This window comes from Ensifer sp. GW101-20A05 (assembly GCF_059424735.1).
In genome coordinates this window covers 1-16,732 of record NZ_JBWKZT010000010.1, presented here as the reverse complement: position 1 = coordinate 16,732, position 16,732 = coordinate 1, and the positions used below count along the sequence as shown (strand labels likewise).

Genomic DNA, 16,732 nt, shown 5'->3' with positions numbered 1-16,732 from the left:
TTCGTCTATCGGTTAGGACACCAGATTTTCATTCTGGGAAGAGGGGTTCGACTCCCCTAGGGCGTGCCACTGTGTTGAATTTCTCCCCCACATTTCCAATATAGCTACGCAGTAAACTTGCGCTTGCGGCTCACTTTCGATCGAATCTCGCGACCTTGTCGCCGGAGCGATGCAGTTGGATTTATGTCGTCGTTTGCGCTGAAAAAGCATAATATCCGCAGATGAATTTGCTCACGGCCGCAAGACTGCGTTGCAAGTTCATGAGTCAGAAGCATAGGCGCCCATCGTCTAGTGGTTAGGACGCCGCCCTCTCACGGCGGCAACACGGGTTCGAGTCCCGTTGGGCGTGCCAATCCCTGCTCGCAAGATCACCAGCCGGCACTCAAATCAGAGCGATTCCTGTTCGGCGAGGTTACAGGGCCCTCGCGGCATCCGTGACGCGTAGCTGCACGCGGCGCTGGCCTTGCCAAAGGTCCGCCGAGACCGAACCTGCCACATGAATAGACGTGCCGCGGCTCGCGAGCAGAAAATCGCCGAGTGGCGTCTCCGTTGCCCGGAACGCAATCCCGTCGAGCCGGCTGCCGTCCTGGCCTTCCAGCGTCACCTTGATGTGGTTGGCGCCCACCTGTCGGCTGTCGCGCAGCCGATGCTGCGGGAATGCGAAGACGGGCTGCGGATGCGCCGAGCCGTAGGGGCCGGCCTGTTCCAGGAGATCGATAAGCTCCAGCGTCGCGCCGGAGGCGGCGAGCGCGCCATCAACCTTGAGCGTCTGGATGGCGACGAGATCACGCACCGCCGCCTCCGCACGCTCCTCGAAGAATTGCCGGAGTTTGCCGAGCTTCGCACGCTCCACCGTGAGGCCGGCGGCCATCGCGTGACCGCCGCCTTTGACCAGCAGGGCCCCATCGACGGCCGCCCGGACCATCTTGCCCATGTCAAAGCCATTGATCGAACGGCCTGAGCCAGTGCCGCGCCCATTCGGATCGAAGGCGATGGCAAAGGTCGGCCGGCGGAATTTTTCCTTGATGCGGGCGGCGAGCAGCCCGACGATGCCGGGGTGCCAGTTTTCGCGCGCCGTAACGATTACCGAGGCGCCCTCGCCGGTGCCGTATTCCGCCAGAACCTCGGCCTCGGCCTCGGCCAGCATGGCGGCTTCCATGGCCTGGCGTTCGCGGTTGAGTTCATCAAGCTGTGCCGCGATCTTTTCCGCCGCTCCGGCATCGTCCATCGCCAGAAGGCGGCTGCCGAGCGCTGCGTCGCCGATGCGGCCACCGGCATTGATTCGTGGCCCCACCAGAAACCCCAGGTGATAGGGCGTGACCGGACCGCCGATCGCCGCCTTCCTCAGCAGCGCCGCGAGCCCAACATTGCCCATGTGCCGCGCGGCAATCAGTCCCTTGACGACATAGGCCCGATTGAGGCCCTTGAGCGGCACGACATCGCAGACGGTCGCCAGTGCCACCAGATCGAGCTGCGCCAGCAGATCGAAGGATGCAACACGGCCATCGCCGGCATTGCGGAGAACGCGCAGCGTGTTGACGAGAACGAGATAGACGACGCCGGCGGCGCAGAGATGTCCTTGTCCGGAAAGATCGTCCTCCCGGTTGGGATTGACGAGCGCATGACAGGCCGGCAGCGCTGAGCCAACCTGGTGGTGGTCGATGACGACCACATCGATGCCGCGTTTCGCCGCCACCGCGAGCGCTTCATGGCTCGTCGAGCCGCAGTCGACGGTCACGATAAGTTCGGCGCCGTTGTCGATCAGTTGTTCGATGGCCGCGGGATTCGGCCCGTAGCCCTCGAATATCCGATCGGGAATATAGATCTCCGCATCGATGCCGAAATGACGGAGGAAGCGGGTCATCAGTGCCGAAGAGGCGGCACCGTCGACGTCGTAATCGCCGAAGACCACGACCTTTTCGCGCCGCTTGATGGCCACTGCCAGGCGATCGGCGGCCTTGCGGCAATCGGTGAGCGAATCGGGATCCGGCATCAGCGACCGCAGCGTCGGATCGAGGAAGCTCGCCGCGTCGTCAAGCACGACACCGCGGCCGGCAAGCACGCGACCGAGCAGATCGGAATAGCCGTGGACCTGGCTGATGGCGAGCGCCCGGTTCTGGCCGGCCTGATCTAGCCGCGACACCCAGCGCTGACCGCTGATCGACTGCTCGACGCCGAGAAAGGCCCGCTGTACCGGATCCACCAATTCTTCCATGCTCGTCCACCCGCCTGCGCTTAACGTTTCTTAGCGCATAACCCCGAAAATCGTGACCGTTTTTGGAACGACATACACAGAGATCCACGTTCCGCGATCCCTTTTTGGCACCAACCTCCTGCCCTGCCCAAATCAGGAAGCCTCGCCGGCATGCTTGCACGACGAGGCTTCCATTCTATCGGTGGCAGTCCAGCGCTACGCGCCGTCGTGCCTTGCGGCCTGAGGGCTATGCCGTCCTCAGTTCGCCTTCGGGCGTTCGATGCGGATGACCTGCGGTTCGCCGACGAGATAACCCTCGCCCTTGATCGCCTTGATGGCATCGCGAACGGAATGCTCCGAGGTCGCATGCGTCACCAGGATGATCGTCTGCGGCTCGCCGCCTTCCATGAGTTGCTTGGAGTGCTGCATGATCGATTCCAGCGAGATGCCGTTGTCCGCCATGCGGGTGGCGATGCTGGCGAAAACGCCGGTGCGGTCGACGACCTTCAGGCGGATGAAGTAGCCGCCTTCGTGGCTCTGGATCTGCGCGCGCTTGTAGGGAAGCAGCGCATGGGTCGGGCGGCCGAAGGCCGGAACGTGCTGGGCGCCGGGACGGCTCTTCGCAATGTCGGCGATATCGCCGAGCACCGCCGAGGCGGTTGCATTGCCGCCGGCACCGGGGCCGACCATCAGCAATTCGCCGAGAATGTCGGATTCGATTGCGACCGCATTGGTCACGCCGTCGACCTGCGCGATGACGGAATCATAGGGCACCATCGTCGGGTGGACGCGCTGCTCGATGCCGCTGTCGGTGCGCTGTGCGACGCCCAGAAGCTTGATCCGGTAACCGAGATCGGCTGCCGCATGGATGTCGTCGATCGAGATGTTGGTGATGCCTTCGAGATAGATGTCGTCGGCCGCAATCGCCGTTCCGAAGGCAAGGCTCGTGAGGATCGACAGCTTGTGCGCCGTGTCGTTGCCTTCGATGTCGAAGGCGGGATCGGCTTCGGCATAGCCGAGGCGCTGCGCTTCCTTGAGGCAGGCTTCGAAGGAAAGCTCTTCCTTCTCCATCTTCGTCAGGATGTAATTGCAGGTACCGTTCATGATCCCGTAGACGCGCGAGATCGTGTTGCCGGTCATGGACTCGCGCAGAGCCTTGATGACCGGGATACCGCCGGCAACCGCCGCTTCGTAGTTAAGCAGCGCGCCCTTCTCCTCGGCGATCTTGGCGAGCTCGATGCCATGGGCAGCAAGCAGCGCCTTGTTGGCGGTCACGACATGAATGCCGCGCTCAAGCGCCGCCTTGACGGCTGAATAGGCCGGATCGCCCGAGCCGCCCATCAGCTCGACGAAGACGTCGATATCGGCGTCCCGCGCCAGCGAAACGGCATCTTCGAACCAGGTCGCCTTCGAAAGATCGACGCCGCGATCCCTGTTGCGGTCGCGCGCGGTTACGGCCGTGGTCTCGATTGCCCGCCCGCACGTTGTCGCAAGCATCTCGTGACGATCCTGGAGGATTCGCACGAGCGAGGCACCGACGGTACCCAAGCCCGCAATGCCGATTTTGAGGGCATCTGCCATAGCCATTTCCTAACATGTAGAGGGCGAGCCGCGAGAACCGCGGTGCCGGCGTGGAAGGAGGCGCACACGTAGCGCGCCTCCCGTCTTAATCACCTGTGTGCGTTGAGCGAGATGACGTTATGCATCGTCTCGTCGGCAGTCGACAGGAATTTCTTGATGTTGCGCGCCGCCTGGCGAATGCGGTGTTCGTTCTCGACGAGAGCGAGACGCACGTAGTCGTCGCCCTGCTCGCCAAAGCCGATGCCCGGAGCAACTGCCACATCAGCCTTCTCGACCAGGAGCTTCGAGAACTCGAGCGAACCGAGATGACGGAACTTTTCCGGGATCTTTGCCCAGGCAAACATGGTCGCTGCCGGCGGCGGCACTTCGAAGCCGGCCTTGCCGAAGCTCTCGACCATCACGTCGCGACGGCGCTTGTAGACGTTGCGGACTTCGGCGATGTCGCTGCCGTCACCGTTGAGCGCCTGTGTGGCGGCAACCTGGATCGGCGTGAACGCACCATAGTCGAGGTAGGACTTCACCCGCGTCAGTGCCGCGATCAGCCGCTCGTTGCCGACGGCAAAGCCCATGCGCCAGCCGGGCATCGAAAATGTCTTCGACATCGAGGTGAATTCGACCGTGCAGTCGATCGCACCCGGAACTTCCAGGACCGACGGCGGCGGCGCGTCGTTGAAGTAGATTTCCGAATAGGCGAGATCGGAAAGCACGATAATGTCGTGCTTCTTCGCGAACGCGATTACGTCCTTGTAGAAGTCGAGCGTTGCCACCCGCGCCGTCGGGTTCGACGGATAGTTGAGGATCAGCGCCAGCGGCTTCGGGATCGAGTGCCGCACGGCGCGTTCCAGCGGCCCGAAGAACGTTTCGTCGGGTTCGACCGAGATCGAACGGATAACGCCGCCCGCCATCAGGAAGCCGAAGGCATGGATCGGATAGGTCGGGTTGGGGCACAGGATCACGTCGCCGGGCGCTGTGATCGCCTGCGCCATGTTGGCGAAGCCTTCCTTGGAGCCAAGGGTGGCGACGACCTGCGTATCCGGGTTCAACTTGACGCCGAAGCGACGGGCGTAATAGGCGGCCTGGGCACGACGCAGCCCGGGAATGCCCTTCGACGACGAATAACGATGCGTGCGCGGGTCCTGAACGGCCTCGCAGAGCTTGTCGACAATCGACTGCGGAGTGGGAAGATCCGGATTGCCCATGCCGAGGTCGATGATGTCAGCACCGGCCGCTCGCGCGCTTGCTTTCAAACGGTTGACCTGTTCGAAAACATAGGGCGGCAAACGCCGGACTTTGTGAAACTCTTCCATCTCCAAACCTCATTTGGCGCACGCTCCCGCCAGCGGCTCAAGCCTTGGGAAACCGTGCGCTGTGGTGAACGGCCGTCCATGCGGCCATTGAACGCTTTGCGTCCAAATCACCGGAAAGGCAAGCGCTAATTCTGGATCTCTTTCAGCGTGTCGGTACCGTGCTGTTCGGCGAGTGCACGCATTTCCTTCAGGCGCCGCTGATATTCGGCTTCCGAGATCGCGCCGGACTTGCGCGCAGCGCCAAGCGACGTCAGGCGCGCCTGCATGTCGGCCGCCTCCTCATTGGTCATCTGCGTCGTTGCGGCCGGCTTCTGGCCATAGACCGAAGGATAGTTCTCGAAGTTGGTCTTCTGACTGTTGCAGCCTGCAAGCGTGCCTAGCAGAACGATCCCGGCAAGCCAGGTGATGGAACGCTGTTTTCCGACGGCAAGCATACTGAAGACGACCTCTGTTTTGACACGCGACGATGCGCTAGCCCTTGTAATCATTTTCGGGCAGAATGTAAAAATACAAAACAAACAAGATGCTGTGGAGGACGCCGGGTGACAGCAGAGAGGAAAACGGAAGGCACCGCTGGCAAGGACGGTTTCACGGGATTCGACCCCAAATCCGTCGAACCTTATATCGTCAAGGACCCGGAAAGCCTCGCCGTCAACCTCGCCCGCGCCATGGAGCAACTCGGCAAGGCGGCCTCCGCCTGGCTGGCGCCGCGTGAATCGGGACAGAAATCGGACGTCTTCTCCGAACCCGTCACCGACATGGTGAAAACGCTCTCCAAGGTCTCCGAGTACTGGCTTTCCGATCCCCGGCGAACGCTTGAAGCGCAGACGCACCTGATGGGCAGCTTCTTCGAGATCTGGTCGCGGACGCTCCATCGCATGTCCGGCGACGTCGGAATGCCGGAGCCTGCCGCTCTCCAGCGCACTGACAAGCGCTTTACCGACGAGGATTGGGTGAAGAACCCGTTCTTCGATTTCATCCGGCAGGCCTATTTCGTCACGTCGGATTGGGCCGAGCGCATGGTCGAGGACGCCGAAGGGCTCGACGATCACACCAAGCACAAGGCGGCTTTCTACGTACGCCAGGTTTCGAGCGCGCTCTCGCCCACGAACTTCGTCACCACCAATCCGCAACTCTATCGCGAAACCGTCGCATCGAACGGCGCCAACCTCGTCAAGGGCATGCAGATGTTCGCCGAGGACGTCGCCGCCGGCCGCGGCGACCTCAAACTGCGGCAGACGGATACCAGCAAGTTCGCGATCGGCGAGAATATCGCGATCACGCCAGGCAAGGTCATCGCCCAAAGCGACGTCTGCCAGGTGCTGCAGTATGAAGCAACGACGGAGACGGTGTTGAAGCGTCCGTTGCTGATCTGCCCGCCGTGGATCAACAAGTTCTACGTTCTCGATCTCAACCCGCAGAAATCCTTCATCAAATGGGCCGTCGACCAAGGGCACACGGTGTTCGTGATCTCCTGGGTGAACCCGGATGAACGACACGCAACCAAGGACTGGGAAGCCTATGCGCGCGAAGGCATCGGCTTTGCGCTCGATATCGTCGAGCAGGCGAGCGCGAAGTCGATGCCATCGGCTATTGCGTCGGCGGCACTTTGCTTGCGGCGACCCTCGCGCTGCATGCCGCCGAAGGCGACGATCGCATTCGCTCCGCGACCCTCTTTACCACGCAAGTCGATTTCACCCATGCGGGCGACCTCAAGGTCTTCGTCGACGAGGAGCAGATTCGCCAGATCGAACAGAACATGAGCGTGACGGGCTATCTCGACGGCTCGAAGATGGCGACCGCCTTCAACATGCTACGCGCCTCCGAGCTGATCTGGCCTTACTTCGTCAACAACTACCTCAAGGGGCAGGATCCCCTGCCCTTCGACCTGCTCTACTGGAATTCCGATTCGACAAGGATGCCGGCCGCCAACCACTCCTTCTATCTGCGCAATTGCTACCTCGAGAACAAACTCTCGAAGGGCGAGATGATGCTGGCGGGCCGGCAGGTGTCGCTCGGCGACGTGAAAATCCCGATCTACAATCTCGCCACCAAGGAAGACCACATCGCCCCGCCGCGGTCGGTTTTCCTCGGCAGCTCTTCCTTCGGCGGCAAGGTCACCTACGTGCTTTCCGGCTCCGGTCACATTGCCGGCGTCGTCAACCCGCCGGACAAGGGCAAGTATCAGTTCTGGACCGGAGGCGCGCCCAAGGGCGAGTTTGACGATTGGTTCAAGGCTGCGAAGGAAACGCCGGGATCCTGGTGGCCGCATTGGCACCAATGGATCGAGAAGCTCGACAAGAGACGCGTTCCGGCCCGCAAGCCCGGCGGCCCGCTGAATTCGCTCGAGGAAGCGCCGGGCTCGTACGTTCGCGCCCGGGCATGAAACAGTTGCAGGACATGTCTTGATCTTCGACCCGCCGCTCGCACAGGCAACCCTCGTGCAGCGCTACAAGCGCTTTCTCTTCGATGCGATCCAGCCCGACGGTACCGCCATGACCGGCTCCTGCCCGAACACAGGCTCGATGCGAGGCCTGACGACGCCGGGCTCGCGCATCTGGATGTCGGAACACGACAGCCCGACGCGGAAATACCGTCACATGCTCGAAATCGTCGAAGCCGACGGCACACTGGTCGGGATCAATACCGGCTTGCCGAACCGACTCGCTGAAGAAGCCATTCGACTGCGCCTCGTTTCCGATCTGCATACATATCAAGGCTTCGCGCGGGAACAGAGATACGGCCGCAATTCGCGGATCGATATCCTGCTCAGCGACGCCGATCGAGGCCTTGCCTATGTCGAGGTGAAGAACGTGCATTTCAGTCGCACGCCCGGTCTCGCGGAGTTTCCAGATAGCCCGACGGCACGCGGCGCCAAACATCTCGACGAACTCGGCGACATGATCGCAGCCGGTCACCGCGCCGTCATGATCTATCTTGTGCAGCGCGGCGACTGCGACCGTTTGAGAATCTGCCGCGATTTCGATCCGGCCTATGCGCAAGCCTTCGATCGCGCCATGGCGCGTGGGGTCGAGGCCTATGCGATCAAATGTCAGGTATCGCCGACGCAAATCCGTCCGACCGGATTGATGGCAGTGGACGAAGGCGCCCTCGCTGCTCTATGAAATCCGACTTGGAACAAATGAAAGCTTTGGAATGGTGACTTACATCGAGGCAGGGTCGGCCCCCTACAAAAACACCGGCGTTATCCGGCTCTACGCACCGGAAGATTTTGAGGGCATGCGCAAGGCCTGCCAGGTGACAGCGCGCTGCCTCGACGAACTCGTTTCGCGCGTTCAGCCGGGCGTCACGACCGACGAGATCGACCGCTTCGTCTTCGAGTTCGGCATGGACAATGGCGCCCTGCCCGCGACGCTGAACTACCGCGGCTACACGAAGTCCTCCTGTACCTCGATCAATCACGTCGTCTGTCACGGCATCCCCAACGACAAGCCGCTGCGCGAAGGCGACATCGTCAATATCGACGTTACCTATGTCGTCGATGGCTGGCATGGCGACTCGAGCCGCATGTATCCGGTCGGCGAGATCAAGCGCGCGGCCGAGCGGCTGCTCGATGTCACCCATGAAAGCCTGATGCGTGGCATTGCCGCCGTACGCCCGGGTGCTCGCACCGGTGCCATCGGCGAGGCGATCCAGACCTATGCCGAAGCGGAACGTTGCTCGGTCGTGCGCGATTTCTGCGGCCACGGCGTCGGCAAGCTTTTCCACGACGCGCCGAACATCCTGCACTACGGCCGCGCCAACGAGGGCCCCGAATTGCGCGAGGGCATGATCTTCACGATCGAGCCCATGATCAATCTCGGCCGCCCGCATGTGAAGGTGCTCTCGGATGGCTGGACCGCCGTTACCCGCGACCGGTCGCTTTCGGCGCAGTACGAGCACACGGTCGGCGTGACCGCCGGGGGGTGCGAGATCTTCACGCTGTCGCCGGCCGGCCTGTTCAAGCCGGGCCTCAACAACGTCGGCGCAGCATGAAGAAGCGTCCGATCTCCCCTGAGGGCGACGAAACGCCATCGGCGGACGAGAGGACGTTTTTTCCGCAATTGCAGTTGGACGGCGGACCGGCGGCCAAGAAGGCGCCGGCGCCCGAAGCGCATTATCACGGCCATCGCGATCGGCTGCGGGCGCGTTACCGCGAGCACGGCGACGCGGCGCTGGCGGACTACGAGATCCTGGAAATGCTCTTGTTCCGGCTGATCCCGCGCAAGGATACCAAGCCGATCGCCAAGGCGCTCATCAGCCGTTTCGGGACGCTTGCCGGGGTCTTCGGCGCGCCGATTGCGCTTTTGCAGGAGGTGAACGGCATCGGTGAGGCTGTTGCCCTCGACCTAAAGCTGATCTCCACCATCGGCCATCGCACCCTGAAAAGCGAGCTTCGCCAGAAGCACCTTCTCTCTTCCTGGAGCGCCGTCATCGATTATTGCCACGCGGAAATGGCCTACGAAACCAAAGAACAATTCCGGATCCTGTTTCTGGACAAGCGCAACACGTTGATCGCCGACGAGGTGCAGCAGACCGGCACGATCGACCACACGCCTGTCTATCCGCGCGAGGTGGTCAAACGCGCACTCGAACTCTCCGCCACCGCGATCATTCTCGTGCACAATCATCCCACTCCGCCCTTTTCGATCACGCTCGATCACGCTGTAGCTCACTGAATAATAACGGTTTTCTGGCTTGTCGAAGAGTCGGATGCCATGGCATATTGGGGTCGGCTTTTGAGGGATCGAAGCCCTTTTTGGCCCCAGTCCCAGACCCCAGCAACCCGTCTGGTGACCCCACTAGAAAGCCCATGGGAGAGCCCAGTGCCTTTCGCCGAGCTCTCAAACAAGTGGAGCAGACAAGAAAGCAGCTAAGCCTCATTGATGGCGAGGGTCATGGAACGGGACGTCTCGTCCTAGTCATGAAACCAAATGCCGACCCGCGTCACTGCGGATTGGATGGCCCAGCAGTGGCGGGACCAAAAGCGCCTCAAGAAGAAGCTCGGCTCTTATCCCTCGATGAGCCTCAGTCAGGCGCGCGAAGTGTTCAAACGCGACTATGCCGACATGATCCAAAAGGGGCGCAGCATCAAGATCGCCGGCGACACCCGCCCCGGGACCGTCGCGGACCTCTTCGAAGCGTATGTCGCGTCGCTCAAGGCCGCCGGCAAGCCATCCTGGAAGGAAGCTGAGAAGGGACTCCTGTGTCATCGCAAAGTGCTCAAATTTTAGCAGGGTGTTCGCATGGCGACTCCGGTCCACTCGACGACCGCTACCACGCCCAGACTTGATGAAGGGTCACCGCTAGACAAGCCAGCGAAGAATTCGTCATGAAACCCACGTTCTGACTAACCGCTACTCGCGCAGTTCGCCATGCTACGCCATTGGCGGTGAGTGAAGATGGGCGATAGTCAAAGTTGTGAGGCGGCCCGCGAGACGGTATCGCAATGCCGCAAAAAGATAAATGAACAACTAACCATCTGAATTAACTGTCGGATTTCGCCGCAGTTCACGATGATCACTCCCTTCACGTATTGGCATCGATCTTCGTGGCGGCGAAGCGTTCGCGAAGCCACTTCGCGGCTGGCCCGCAAGCTCGTTGTTTGTGCCAGATCATTTCCAGTGCGACGGGAAACTGGCCGTCGCCGAACTGGAGCTCCGGAGTGACGAGATAAGGTGCATGCGGTGAATTTGCGATGACGTGGTCAGGAACCAGCGCCCAACCGATGCCTTGCCTGACCAACTGCAATATGACCCACTGACTTTCGACCCACCAGACTTCCGCGGCCGTCCGCAACCGCTGTCTTTCCGGCCCCTCGCTCCGTACGGCAACCATGATCTGCCGATGACGCTTCAGTTCCTCCCAGTCCACATGAGCGTTCGCCAGCGGGTGATCCTTTGAGCACACCATTTTCAGCGGAATCCAGCCAAGAGTCTGGAACCCAAGTTCTGGAGGCAGTTTCTCCTGGCGCCACAAGATGCCAATGTCGGCTTTTCCGTCCAATACGAGGCGGCTCACGTCCTCCATCATCGGAAATAGGAGCTCGAGTTCAACATGCGGGAAACAAGCTGCAAACTCCGCGAAAAGCGCCCCCAATTCCCGGTCGGGGTAGAGCTCATCGATGGCGGCGACCAGGCGCGTCTCGATATGGGCCTCGAAGCTGCTAGCGACGCCGATCAGGTGTTCCCGACGATCCAGGATCACCTTGGCTTCAAGAAGGAGCCGTTCCCCCGCCGTTGTAAGTGAAGGATTCCGTCCCGACCGGTCGAACAGGTCGAGACCAAGATCCTCCTCAAGATTTGCGACTTGGGTGCTCACGGCCGACTGCGCTTTTCGTAAAGCCCGGCCCGCGGCAGAGAATGAACCGTGCTCTGCGGCCGCAACGAATGCTTGCAATTGTTCCAGGGAAACGGGCATCTATCTACAATCCAGATATAACTTAACTTGATCCACTGCATGATGCAGATAGAAATGGCGCGGTCAACGCCGCACAGGGAAGGCTTCGACGTTCCTAGCGTACGTCACGCTGGGCGGGCTTTTCGAGCCGCTTGAGTCGTGGTCGCGGAGTGCGCGAACGGGCACCGATGAGGAAGCATACAGGTCCACGCCGTGCCGGGGCTGTCGCTCGCCGGATCAGACGAATCAAGGATCGTTTGTTCTTATCTTGGTCCTGCCAATCAGTGGGAGATGGAACATGGACGCGAAGTCCGTAGTCGCAAGAGCGTATATCAGACAACTGGTGTTAACCGGCGGACTTGCTGCCGGGTCGGGAATTGACGTAACGGAGATTGCCCGGGCCCTAAATATCAGTGCGGTCCCCGTGAGGGAGGCGCTAATCCGGTTGGCGGAGCGACGATTCATTCGCGGCGACGCGAGGCAAACCTATCACGTTCATAAGCCCTTGCAGCGCGAACAACTCGATGCCCTCATGTGGGCTCGGTCTCTCTTTCAGAAGGCGGTAGAGAAATTCCTGCTGCGCGAGGACCGAGAATTCCTCATCGCGAGTATTCAGATGGCTGCGGCGGGAAAGGACGAACTGCATCCTTCCATATTTTGCTTCCGTATCGCAGACGCCATCGGGAAGTTCAGCCTTTCGGACATCGAGTATCTTCTGTTCTCGATCGCACTGGATAATCTTTTGCTCACCCCGCCCAACGAGTGTGACGCGGAATACACAGATTTGAAGGCGACCGTCCGCAGGATAATTGAGCTTATCGTCAGTGCTGGCGATATTGAGGAGATCTCCAATCAGGTCCATCGGATGTCTTCCACGGTAGAACGGATAATATCGCTTGCCCACACTCAGAGCGCGGCCGAACGCCTGTTCAAGGAGAGCTGAGAAGGCACAGCTTTGCACCCCCCCCATTCGCCCCTCTCCTCCCTCAACCGGAGCCACGGCGCTGTGACGACGGGCGCCGGCGTGAACGCCTGAACGTAACCGCTGAGCTAGATCGATCTCCATAGGCGTGTTTCCATGACTGTGCAGACTTCGCAAAAAAATCGATCCGCGGTTTACCAGCCATCCTTCAGAAATCCGCTTTCGGGGACAGCACGGTTTCGCCACACGCCAACGAGATGTTGCGTCCCGGCGATGACGCTTTTCTCCACTTCCAGCGAGAGCTTGATAAAGTCCCGCAGAAATAATAGCGATCGGAGTTCGACCGAGAGAACATGGTATGGAAGACTGGACATATCCGCCCTCTCCCCATCCTGTGTCTCGTCATAGCCTTCCAGGAAGGCGTTCCACAATTGGGATTTGATCTCAGTTGGCTGTTGAAGACCGGTCAGCCACCAAGCGACGTTGGCGACATCTGCTACCGGATCTCCAATGGATGTGTGCTCGAAATCGAAAAGGGTTACCCTGGATTCGCCAAAGCGTCCGTTCCCCGGCCAGGCATCGCCGTGCCGGATGGAAGTCTTGCCTGAGCTGGTCGGCTCGCCGCGATTTGACCATTGGAAGATCGCACCTTGGACCAGGGAGATCTCTTCGACCAATTTTCCCGATGCGGCCAGATGGGGTGCGCTGTCCACCCGCTCGACCTTTCCGGTTATGGGAATGGCGTGCAGTTTCCCAAGCGCCCGCCCGAACGGTCTCAACTGACCGACTGAATTATCGTACGGATCTCCGGGCGCGACGGTGGTGGCAATTCCAAAATAGGGCGCGCCATCCCACACGAAGGCGGTTCCCGCATGTTGCGGATCCATGAATGGCTTTGCTGCGATTTGTTCGTGGTCCGTGATGCAGGTTAGGATCTTCGCCTCGCGCTTTAACTCGACGGACGAGTGGAGACGTTCCGGGGACAGTCGAAGATAGAAATCGCCTTGCTCGCAGCGCCCGGCGAAAGTCTTATTCACCCCGTTGAGCACAAGCTCCAGATGAAGGTTGCCCTGATCCAGAACCCTGGACAGGGTGCGCTCGGCATTCTCGAGGTCCTCAACGTCACGCATATGCACTCTCCCGAAAAAAGGCCTCCAGATGCAAGATCGAGCAAATGTGGTGCAGTAGCTCAAACGATTTCGAATCGTAGAACCGCTCGACATCCGCTCGAAATTGTCGTGGCAGTACGAGGTCGAAGTCATACACCGCCATGTCGCGCACCAACGATCTGATTTTGTTTTCTTCCTTCAACAATCCGGAAATGTCACCATCAAGGAAATTTTCCTTCTGGTAGTTGCGGAAGATCGATGTGCTTGGGATCGAATGCTCGATGTAGGATAAGAGAAGCGCCTTTTCAAAGCGAAGCTCGAACGGCAACGCATGACAGAAGCGCACCAACGGGACGTTGCACAGCGGATAGAGCGGCCACACGCCTTCTTGCATGACCAGCGGCGTGTGACGTGCCATCGCTGAGAGCGCGGATGTCCTGCTCGGCGCCACCCCGGCCGCGCCCCAGAGCGGTGCCTCAGCCAGTTCCCTTGCTGATTTCGTCAGGCAATTCAGGAACTGACCTTCGACGAAGCTCGGATCCGGCCCGACTGCATGCCGCAGACGATCGGTTTCAAACTTTTCGCCCTGAAATGTCGGGAACAGTTCGTCGCCGCCATGGCCGCTGATGACCGTGTCTGCGCCTGCCTGACGGGCACCGGCCCACAGCTTGTGGAATGCCGCGTAGTAGGATTCGCTCTGGTAATAGAGGCTCTGAAATCGCGCCAGGTTCGCGTAACTGGGTAGGTAATCCCGCATCGATAGAATCCGCGAATTCGCGCGGCAGGCCGAAACTACGGTGGAGATGCGCTTCTCCTGGCTTGCCGAAAGGCTCGCATTGGGCACCAGGATCGACAGATGACGCGCACCGTGCCCGACGCTCCTTGCAAACGACAACGCAACGGCCGCCGAGTCGTAGCCCCCGCTCAGTTCAATCGCGGTCGCGGCCGGAACAAGCGCTCGTGTCTTCCAGACGTCATCCAGTAACGAGCTGAAGTCGGATAAGGCACGCGCCTTGTGGACATCGATTGGCCCATCGAAGTCAAGGTCTGGTTCCGGCCCTGTCAGGCTCGGCGTGCCGCCGTCCCAGTTGATGACTGACCAGGGCGGCATCATGGCGACGCCATGGTATGGGGTACGGGTCGAATATACTGCCCGATAAGCGGCGTGAATAAGAAACTGTTGGTCGAAGCACTTGTTCGACCGATCACGAGCAAGCATCAGGACGTCCCAGCTGCCCGTTAACTTCGGCCCCTCTCCGGAGACGTAGATCGGACAGGTTCCATTCGATCCCGACAGGAGCCTTATGCGGGTCGCGCCGGCGCCGTAGGCGCATTCGATCGCAAAGAGTTCATTCGGAAAACCGACGATTTCGCGAAAGGCCTCCTCGTAGGCAGATTCCGACAGCATCTCCCCGGAAGGATGGAGTGTGACGGAACCTTCCTCCCTACCGCGTTCATGAACGACGATCAGCCAACGTCCTTCAGCCAACATGAGCTCCATCGATATCGTTGGATGCGAGAAGGCTTTAACAAATGACCGATCGCCCAGACGACACGTCTTGCCCTTCAGAAGCGGCGCGCGGAGGCACTCATTCAGCTGCAGCTCGAATGTGATCATAGCGGCCTCCGCGCGTCCAACTGTCAGTAGCGGAAGCGGTTGCTGTCGCCCTGCATCAGAAATTTGGTGGCACGGGCCATCCGCTTGCTACGCTTCATGGGTGCGATCGATTTGAAGGTGTTCATTGTCCTTTCCTTTCGATGACGTTGCTAACGCCAGAACCTTCCGCTGCCCACGCGATTATGTCCAAATGTTTCCATTTATAGCTGCAAATGCGTCGATATAAGCTATTGTATTTGCAAACACTTCCGACATTCCAGGTGTGCTGCCAGAGCACTCCCTAGCGGCCAAATCTTTGCTCGGGTGACCGATCGGGCGGTCTCGATGATCGAGCTTTACCTTGGCTCCTGGTAGGAGCCGATCCTCGGCCGATGTAAGTGCGGGGTGCGTCCCCATCGGTTGTACCGCCCGACATCAAGATCCTGCTCAAGATTTCCTAGCTGAGTACTGTCGGGCGCCGGCGCCTTTCGCAGACCGCTGGCAACAGCGGAAAACGACCCGTGTGCGCCGGGTGCCAGATAAGCGTCAAGCTGACCCCTGCAAACCGAAACCTATCTATATTCCAGATAATACCTAACTTGATGCACCTCATCATACAGATAGAAAGGTCGCGGTCACGCAACAGAGAAGGAAGATTTCGTCGTGTCTACTATGCGCACTTTCCCTGATCGAATGCGGCACGCGGTCCTGTTTGAGGCGCTCGGATTGGCTATCGTCACGCCGGCCGGGGCTTACGTGTTCGACCAGCCCGCAAGTCACATGGGCGTCGTCGGCATTTTCGCATCGGCCTTAGCGACCATCTGGAATTTCGGTTTCAATCTCGGCTTTGAACACACGATGCTGCGCCTCGTCGGGAATACGACGAAGACCTACGCGCTGCGCCTCCTGCACACGGCCCTGTTCGAGATCGGCTTTCTGATCATGCTCATCCCCCCGGTCTCGTGGTATCTCGGCATGTCGCTCTGGGACACATTCGTGATGGATGTGTCGATCGCAGTTTTCTACATGGTCTACGCTTTCGGCTTTAACCTTGCCTACGATCGGACCTTCCCAGTGCCCGTCCGTCGTTCGGCGGACACTGTGTAACGAAGGCGCGGCTGCGTGTCACTCAGATCGCTCGGCTCTGGCAATGGCGCCCCACAAAACTTGTCACGCGGCCAACCTCGTCGGTCGGCGCTATGGGGCGAAAGGTGCTCTGCGCCGACGGGAGAAGAAACATGCCATTCGATATTCGCCAGCTTCGTCATGCAATCGCAGCTGCGGACTGTCGCAGCTTCCATCGCGCTTCGGAGGCACTCAATATCAAACGATCGACGCTTAGCCGGAGCATCTTCCGCTTGGAAGAGCGTCTAGGCGCGACGTTGTTCATTCGGACGACTTCAGGGGTTTCGACTACTCGGGTTGGCAGGGAGTTCGTTCGCGAGGCGCGCCACATCGTCAGCAAAGTCGATCAGCTAGCTGCGAGCATGCGTGCTGCCGGACAAGGACGCGTCGGGGATCTGTCTATCGGCTATAATGTCCCGGTTGGAGTTGCCCCCAAAAGACCGGACGTGCTCAGGTTTGAGATTGCGAGCTGATGAACTCGCGGGGTGATTGATATCC

At 60.0% G+C, this 16,732-nt stretch carries 12 protein-coding genes, 1 tRNA gene and 3 pseudogenes; 9 read left to right on the top strand and 7 right to left on the bottom strand.

What is annotated here, in order from left to right; translation table 11 throughout:
• Positions 1–277: 277 nt before the first annotated feature.
• A tRNA-Glu gene (locus AC070A_RS22525) sits at positions 278–352 on the top strand.
• Positions 353–412: 60 nt separating this feature from the next.
• Here the strand turns inward: AC070A_RS22525 and recJ are convergent.
• The 4 genes from recJ to AC070A_RS22505 all read right to left on the bottom strand — a co-directional run bounded on the left by recJ (position 413) and on the right by AC070A_RS22505 (position 5,516).
• The gene (recJ, locus tag AC070A_RS22520) at positions 413–2,215 is read right to left on the bottom strand and encodes a single-stranded-DNA-specific exonuclease RecJ (protein WP_113737791.1); all 1,803 of its coding nucleotides are present in this window, start codon (positions 2,213–2,215) and stop codon (positions 413–415) included.
• 237 nt (positions 2,216–2,452) lie between these two features.
• Positions 2,453–3,775, bottom strand: a complete 1,323-nt coding sequence (locus AC070A_RS22515) for a homoserine dehydrogenase (protein ID WP_057255863.1) — start codon at positions 3,773–3,775, stop codon at positions 2,453–2,455.
• 89 nt (positions 3,776–3,864) lie between these two features.
• Positions 3,865–5,082, bottom strand: coding sequence for an LL-diaminopimelate aminotransferase (locus AC070A_RS22510; RefSeq protein ID WP_058320631.1), 1,218 nt, complete (start codon positions 5,080–5,082; stop codon positions 3,865–3,867).
• A 125-nt stretch (positions 5,083–5,207) separates the two neighbouring features.
• Positions 5,208–5,516, bottom strand: a complete 309-nt coding sequence (locus AC070A_RS22505; protein ID WP_057255859.1) for a hypothetical protein — start codon at positions 5,514–5,516, stop codon at positions 5,208–5,210.
• 108 nt (positions 5,517–5,624) lie between these two features.
• Here AC070A_RS22505 and phaC point away from each other — a divergent pair.
• The 5 genes and pseudogenes from phaC to AC070A_RS22480 all read left to right on the top strand — a co-directional run.
• Positions 5,625–7,468: pseudogene (gene phaC, locus AC070A_RS22500) on the top strand (poly(3-hydroxyalkanoate) polymerase subunit PhaC).
• Between the two features lie 19 nt (positions 7,469–7,487).
• Positions 7,488–8,207 (top strand): DNA/RNA nuclease SfsA, encoded by a 720-nt coding sequence (gene sfsA / locus AC070A_RS22495; RefSeq protein ID WP_057255854.1) that lies wholly within the window; start codon positions 7,488–7,490, stop codon positions 8,205–8,207.
• A gap of 31 nt (positions 8,208–8,238) precedes the next feature.
• Positions 8,239–9,078 carry a type I methionyl aminopeptidase gene (map, locus tag AC070A_RS22490; RefSeq protein WP_113737789.1) on the top strand — a complete coding sequence of 280 codons (840 nt, stop codon included), beginning with the start codon at positions 8,239–8,241 and terminating at the stop codon, positions 9,076–9,078.
• Positions 9,075–9,719, top strand: a pseudogene (locus AC070A_RS22485) (JAB domain-containing protein); the annotation flags it as partial. The gene map and the pseudogene AC070A_RS22485, both read left to right, overlap by 4 nt.
• Positions 9,720–9,895: 176 nt before the next feature.
• A pseudogene (locus tag AC070A_RS22480) lies at positions 9,896–10,286 on the top strand (site-specific integrase); the annotation flags it as partial.
• A 325-nt stretch (positions 10,287–10,611) separates the two neighbouring features.
• Here the strand turns inward: AC070A_RS22480 and AC070A_RS22475 are convergent.
• Entirely contained in the window at positions 10,612–11,502 is an 891-nt protein-coding gene (locus AC070A_RS22475; protein WP_113737785.1) for a LysR family transcriptional regulator, read from the bottom strand.
• Between the two features lie 277 nt (positions 11,503–11,779).
• Here AC070A_RS22475 and AC070A_RS22470 point away from each other — a divergent pair, with 277 nt between their 5' ends.
• Positions 11,780–12,424 (top strand): GntR family transcriptional regulator, encoded by a 645-nt coding sequence (locus AC070A_RS22470; protein WP_113737783.1) that lies wholly within the window; start codon positions 11,780–11,782, stop codon positions 12,422–12,424.
• A 173-nt stretch (positions 12,425–12,597) separates the two neighbouring features.
• Here the strand turns inward: AC070A_RS22470 and AC070A_RS22465 are convergent, their stop codons facing one another.
• Both AC070A_RS22465 and AC070A_RS22460 read right to left on the bottom strand, forming a co-directional pair.
• A complete protein-coding gene (locus AC070A_RS22465) occupies positions 12,598–13,533 on the bottom strand; it encodes a phosphotransferase family protein (protein ID WP_494773587.1) in 936 nt (311 codons plus the stop codon).
• A complete protein-coding gene (locus AC070A_RS22460; protein ID WP_113737779.1) occupies positions 13,526–15,130 on the bottom strand; it encodes an asparagine synthase-related protein in 1,605 nt (534 codons plus the stop codon). Before AC070A_RS22460 ends, AC070A_RS22465 begins: the two co-directional genes overlap by 8 nt.
• Positions 15,131–15,781: 651 nt before the next feature.
• Here AC070A_RS22460 and AC070A_RS22455 point away from each other — a divergent pair.
• Positions 15,782–16,216, top strand: a complete 435-nt coding sequence (locus AC070A_RS22455) for a PACE efflux transporter (RefSeq protein WP_058329912.1) — start codon at positions 15,782–15,784, stop codon at positions 16,214–16,216.
• Between the two features lie 92 nt (positions 16,217–16,308).
• Positions 16,309–16,707: a LysR family transcriptional regulator gene (locus AC070A_RS22450; RefSeq protein WP_375374160.1), complete on the top strand. Its 399-nt coding sequence runs from the start codon at positions 16,309–16,311 to the stop codon at positions 16,705–16,707.
• The last annotated feature ends 25 nt before the right edge of the window (positions 16,708–16,732 follow it).

Coding starts and splice junctions, on each gene's coding strand:
- recJ (WP_113737791.1), bottom strand. CDS start 2,215: ATGGAAGAATTGGTGGATCCGGTACAGCGGGCCTTTCTCGGCGTCGAG.
- AC070A_RS22515 (WP_057255863.1), bottom strand. CDS start 3,775: ATGGCAGATGCCCTCAAAATCGGCATTGCGGGCTTGGGTACCGTCGGT.
- AC070A_RS22510 (WP_058320631.1), bottom strand. CDS start 5,082: ATGGAAGAGTTTCACAAAGTCCGGCGTTTGCCGCCCTATGTTTTCGAA.
- AC070A_RS22505 (WP_057255859.1), bottom strand. CDS start 5,516: ATGCTTGCCGTCGGAAAACAGCGTTCCATCACCTGGCTTGCCGGGATC.
- map (WP_113737789.1), top strand. CDS start 8,239: ATGGTGACTTACATCGAGGCAGGGTCGGCCCCCTACAAAAACACCGGC.
- AC070A_RS22475 (WP_113737785.1), bottom strand. CDS start 11,502: ATGCCCGTTTCCCTGGAACAATTGCAAGCATTCGTTGCGGCCGCAGAG.
- AC070A_RS22470 (WP_113737783.1), top strand. CDS start 11,780: ATGGACGCGAAGTCCGTAGTCGCAAGAGCGTATATCAGACAACTGGTG.
- AC070A_RS22465 (WP_494773587.1), bottom strand. CDS start 13,533: ATGCGTGACGTTGAGGACCTCGAGAATGCCGAGCGCACCCTGTCCAGG.
- AC070A_RS22460 (WP_113737779.1), bottom strand. CDS start 15,130: ATGATCACATTCGAGCTGCAGCTGAATGAGTGCCTCCGCGCGCCGCTT.
- AC070A_RS22455 (WP_058329912.1), top strand. CDS start 15,782: ATGCGCACTTTCCCTGATCGAATGCGGCACGCGGTCCTGTTTGAGGCG.
- AC070A_RS22450 (WP_375374160.1), top strand. CDS start 16,309: ATGGGGCGAAAGGTGCTCTGCGCCGACGGGAGAAGAAACATGCCATTC.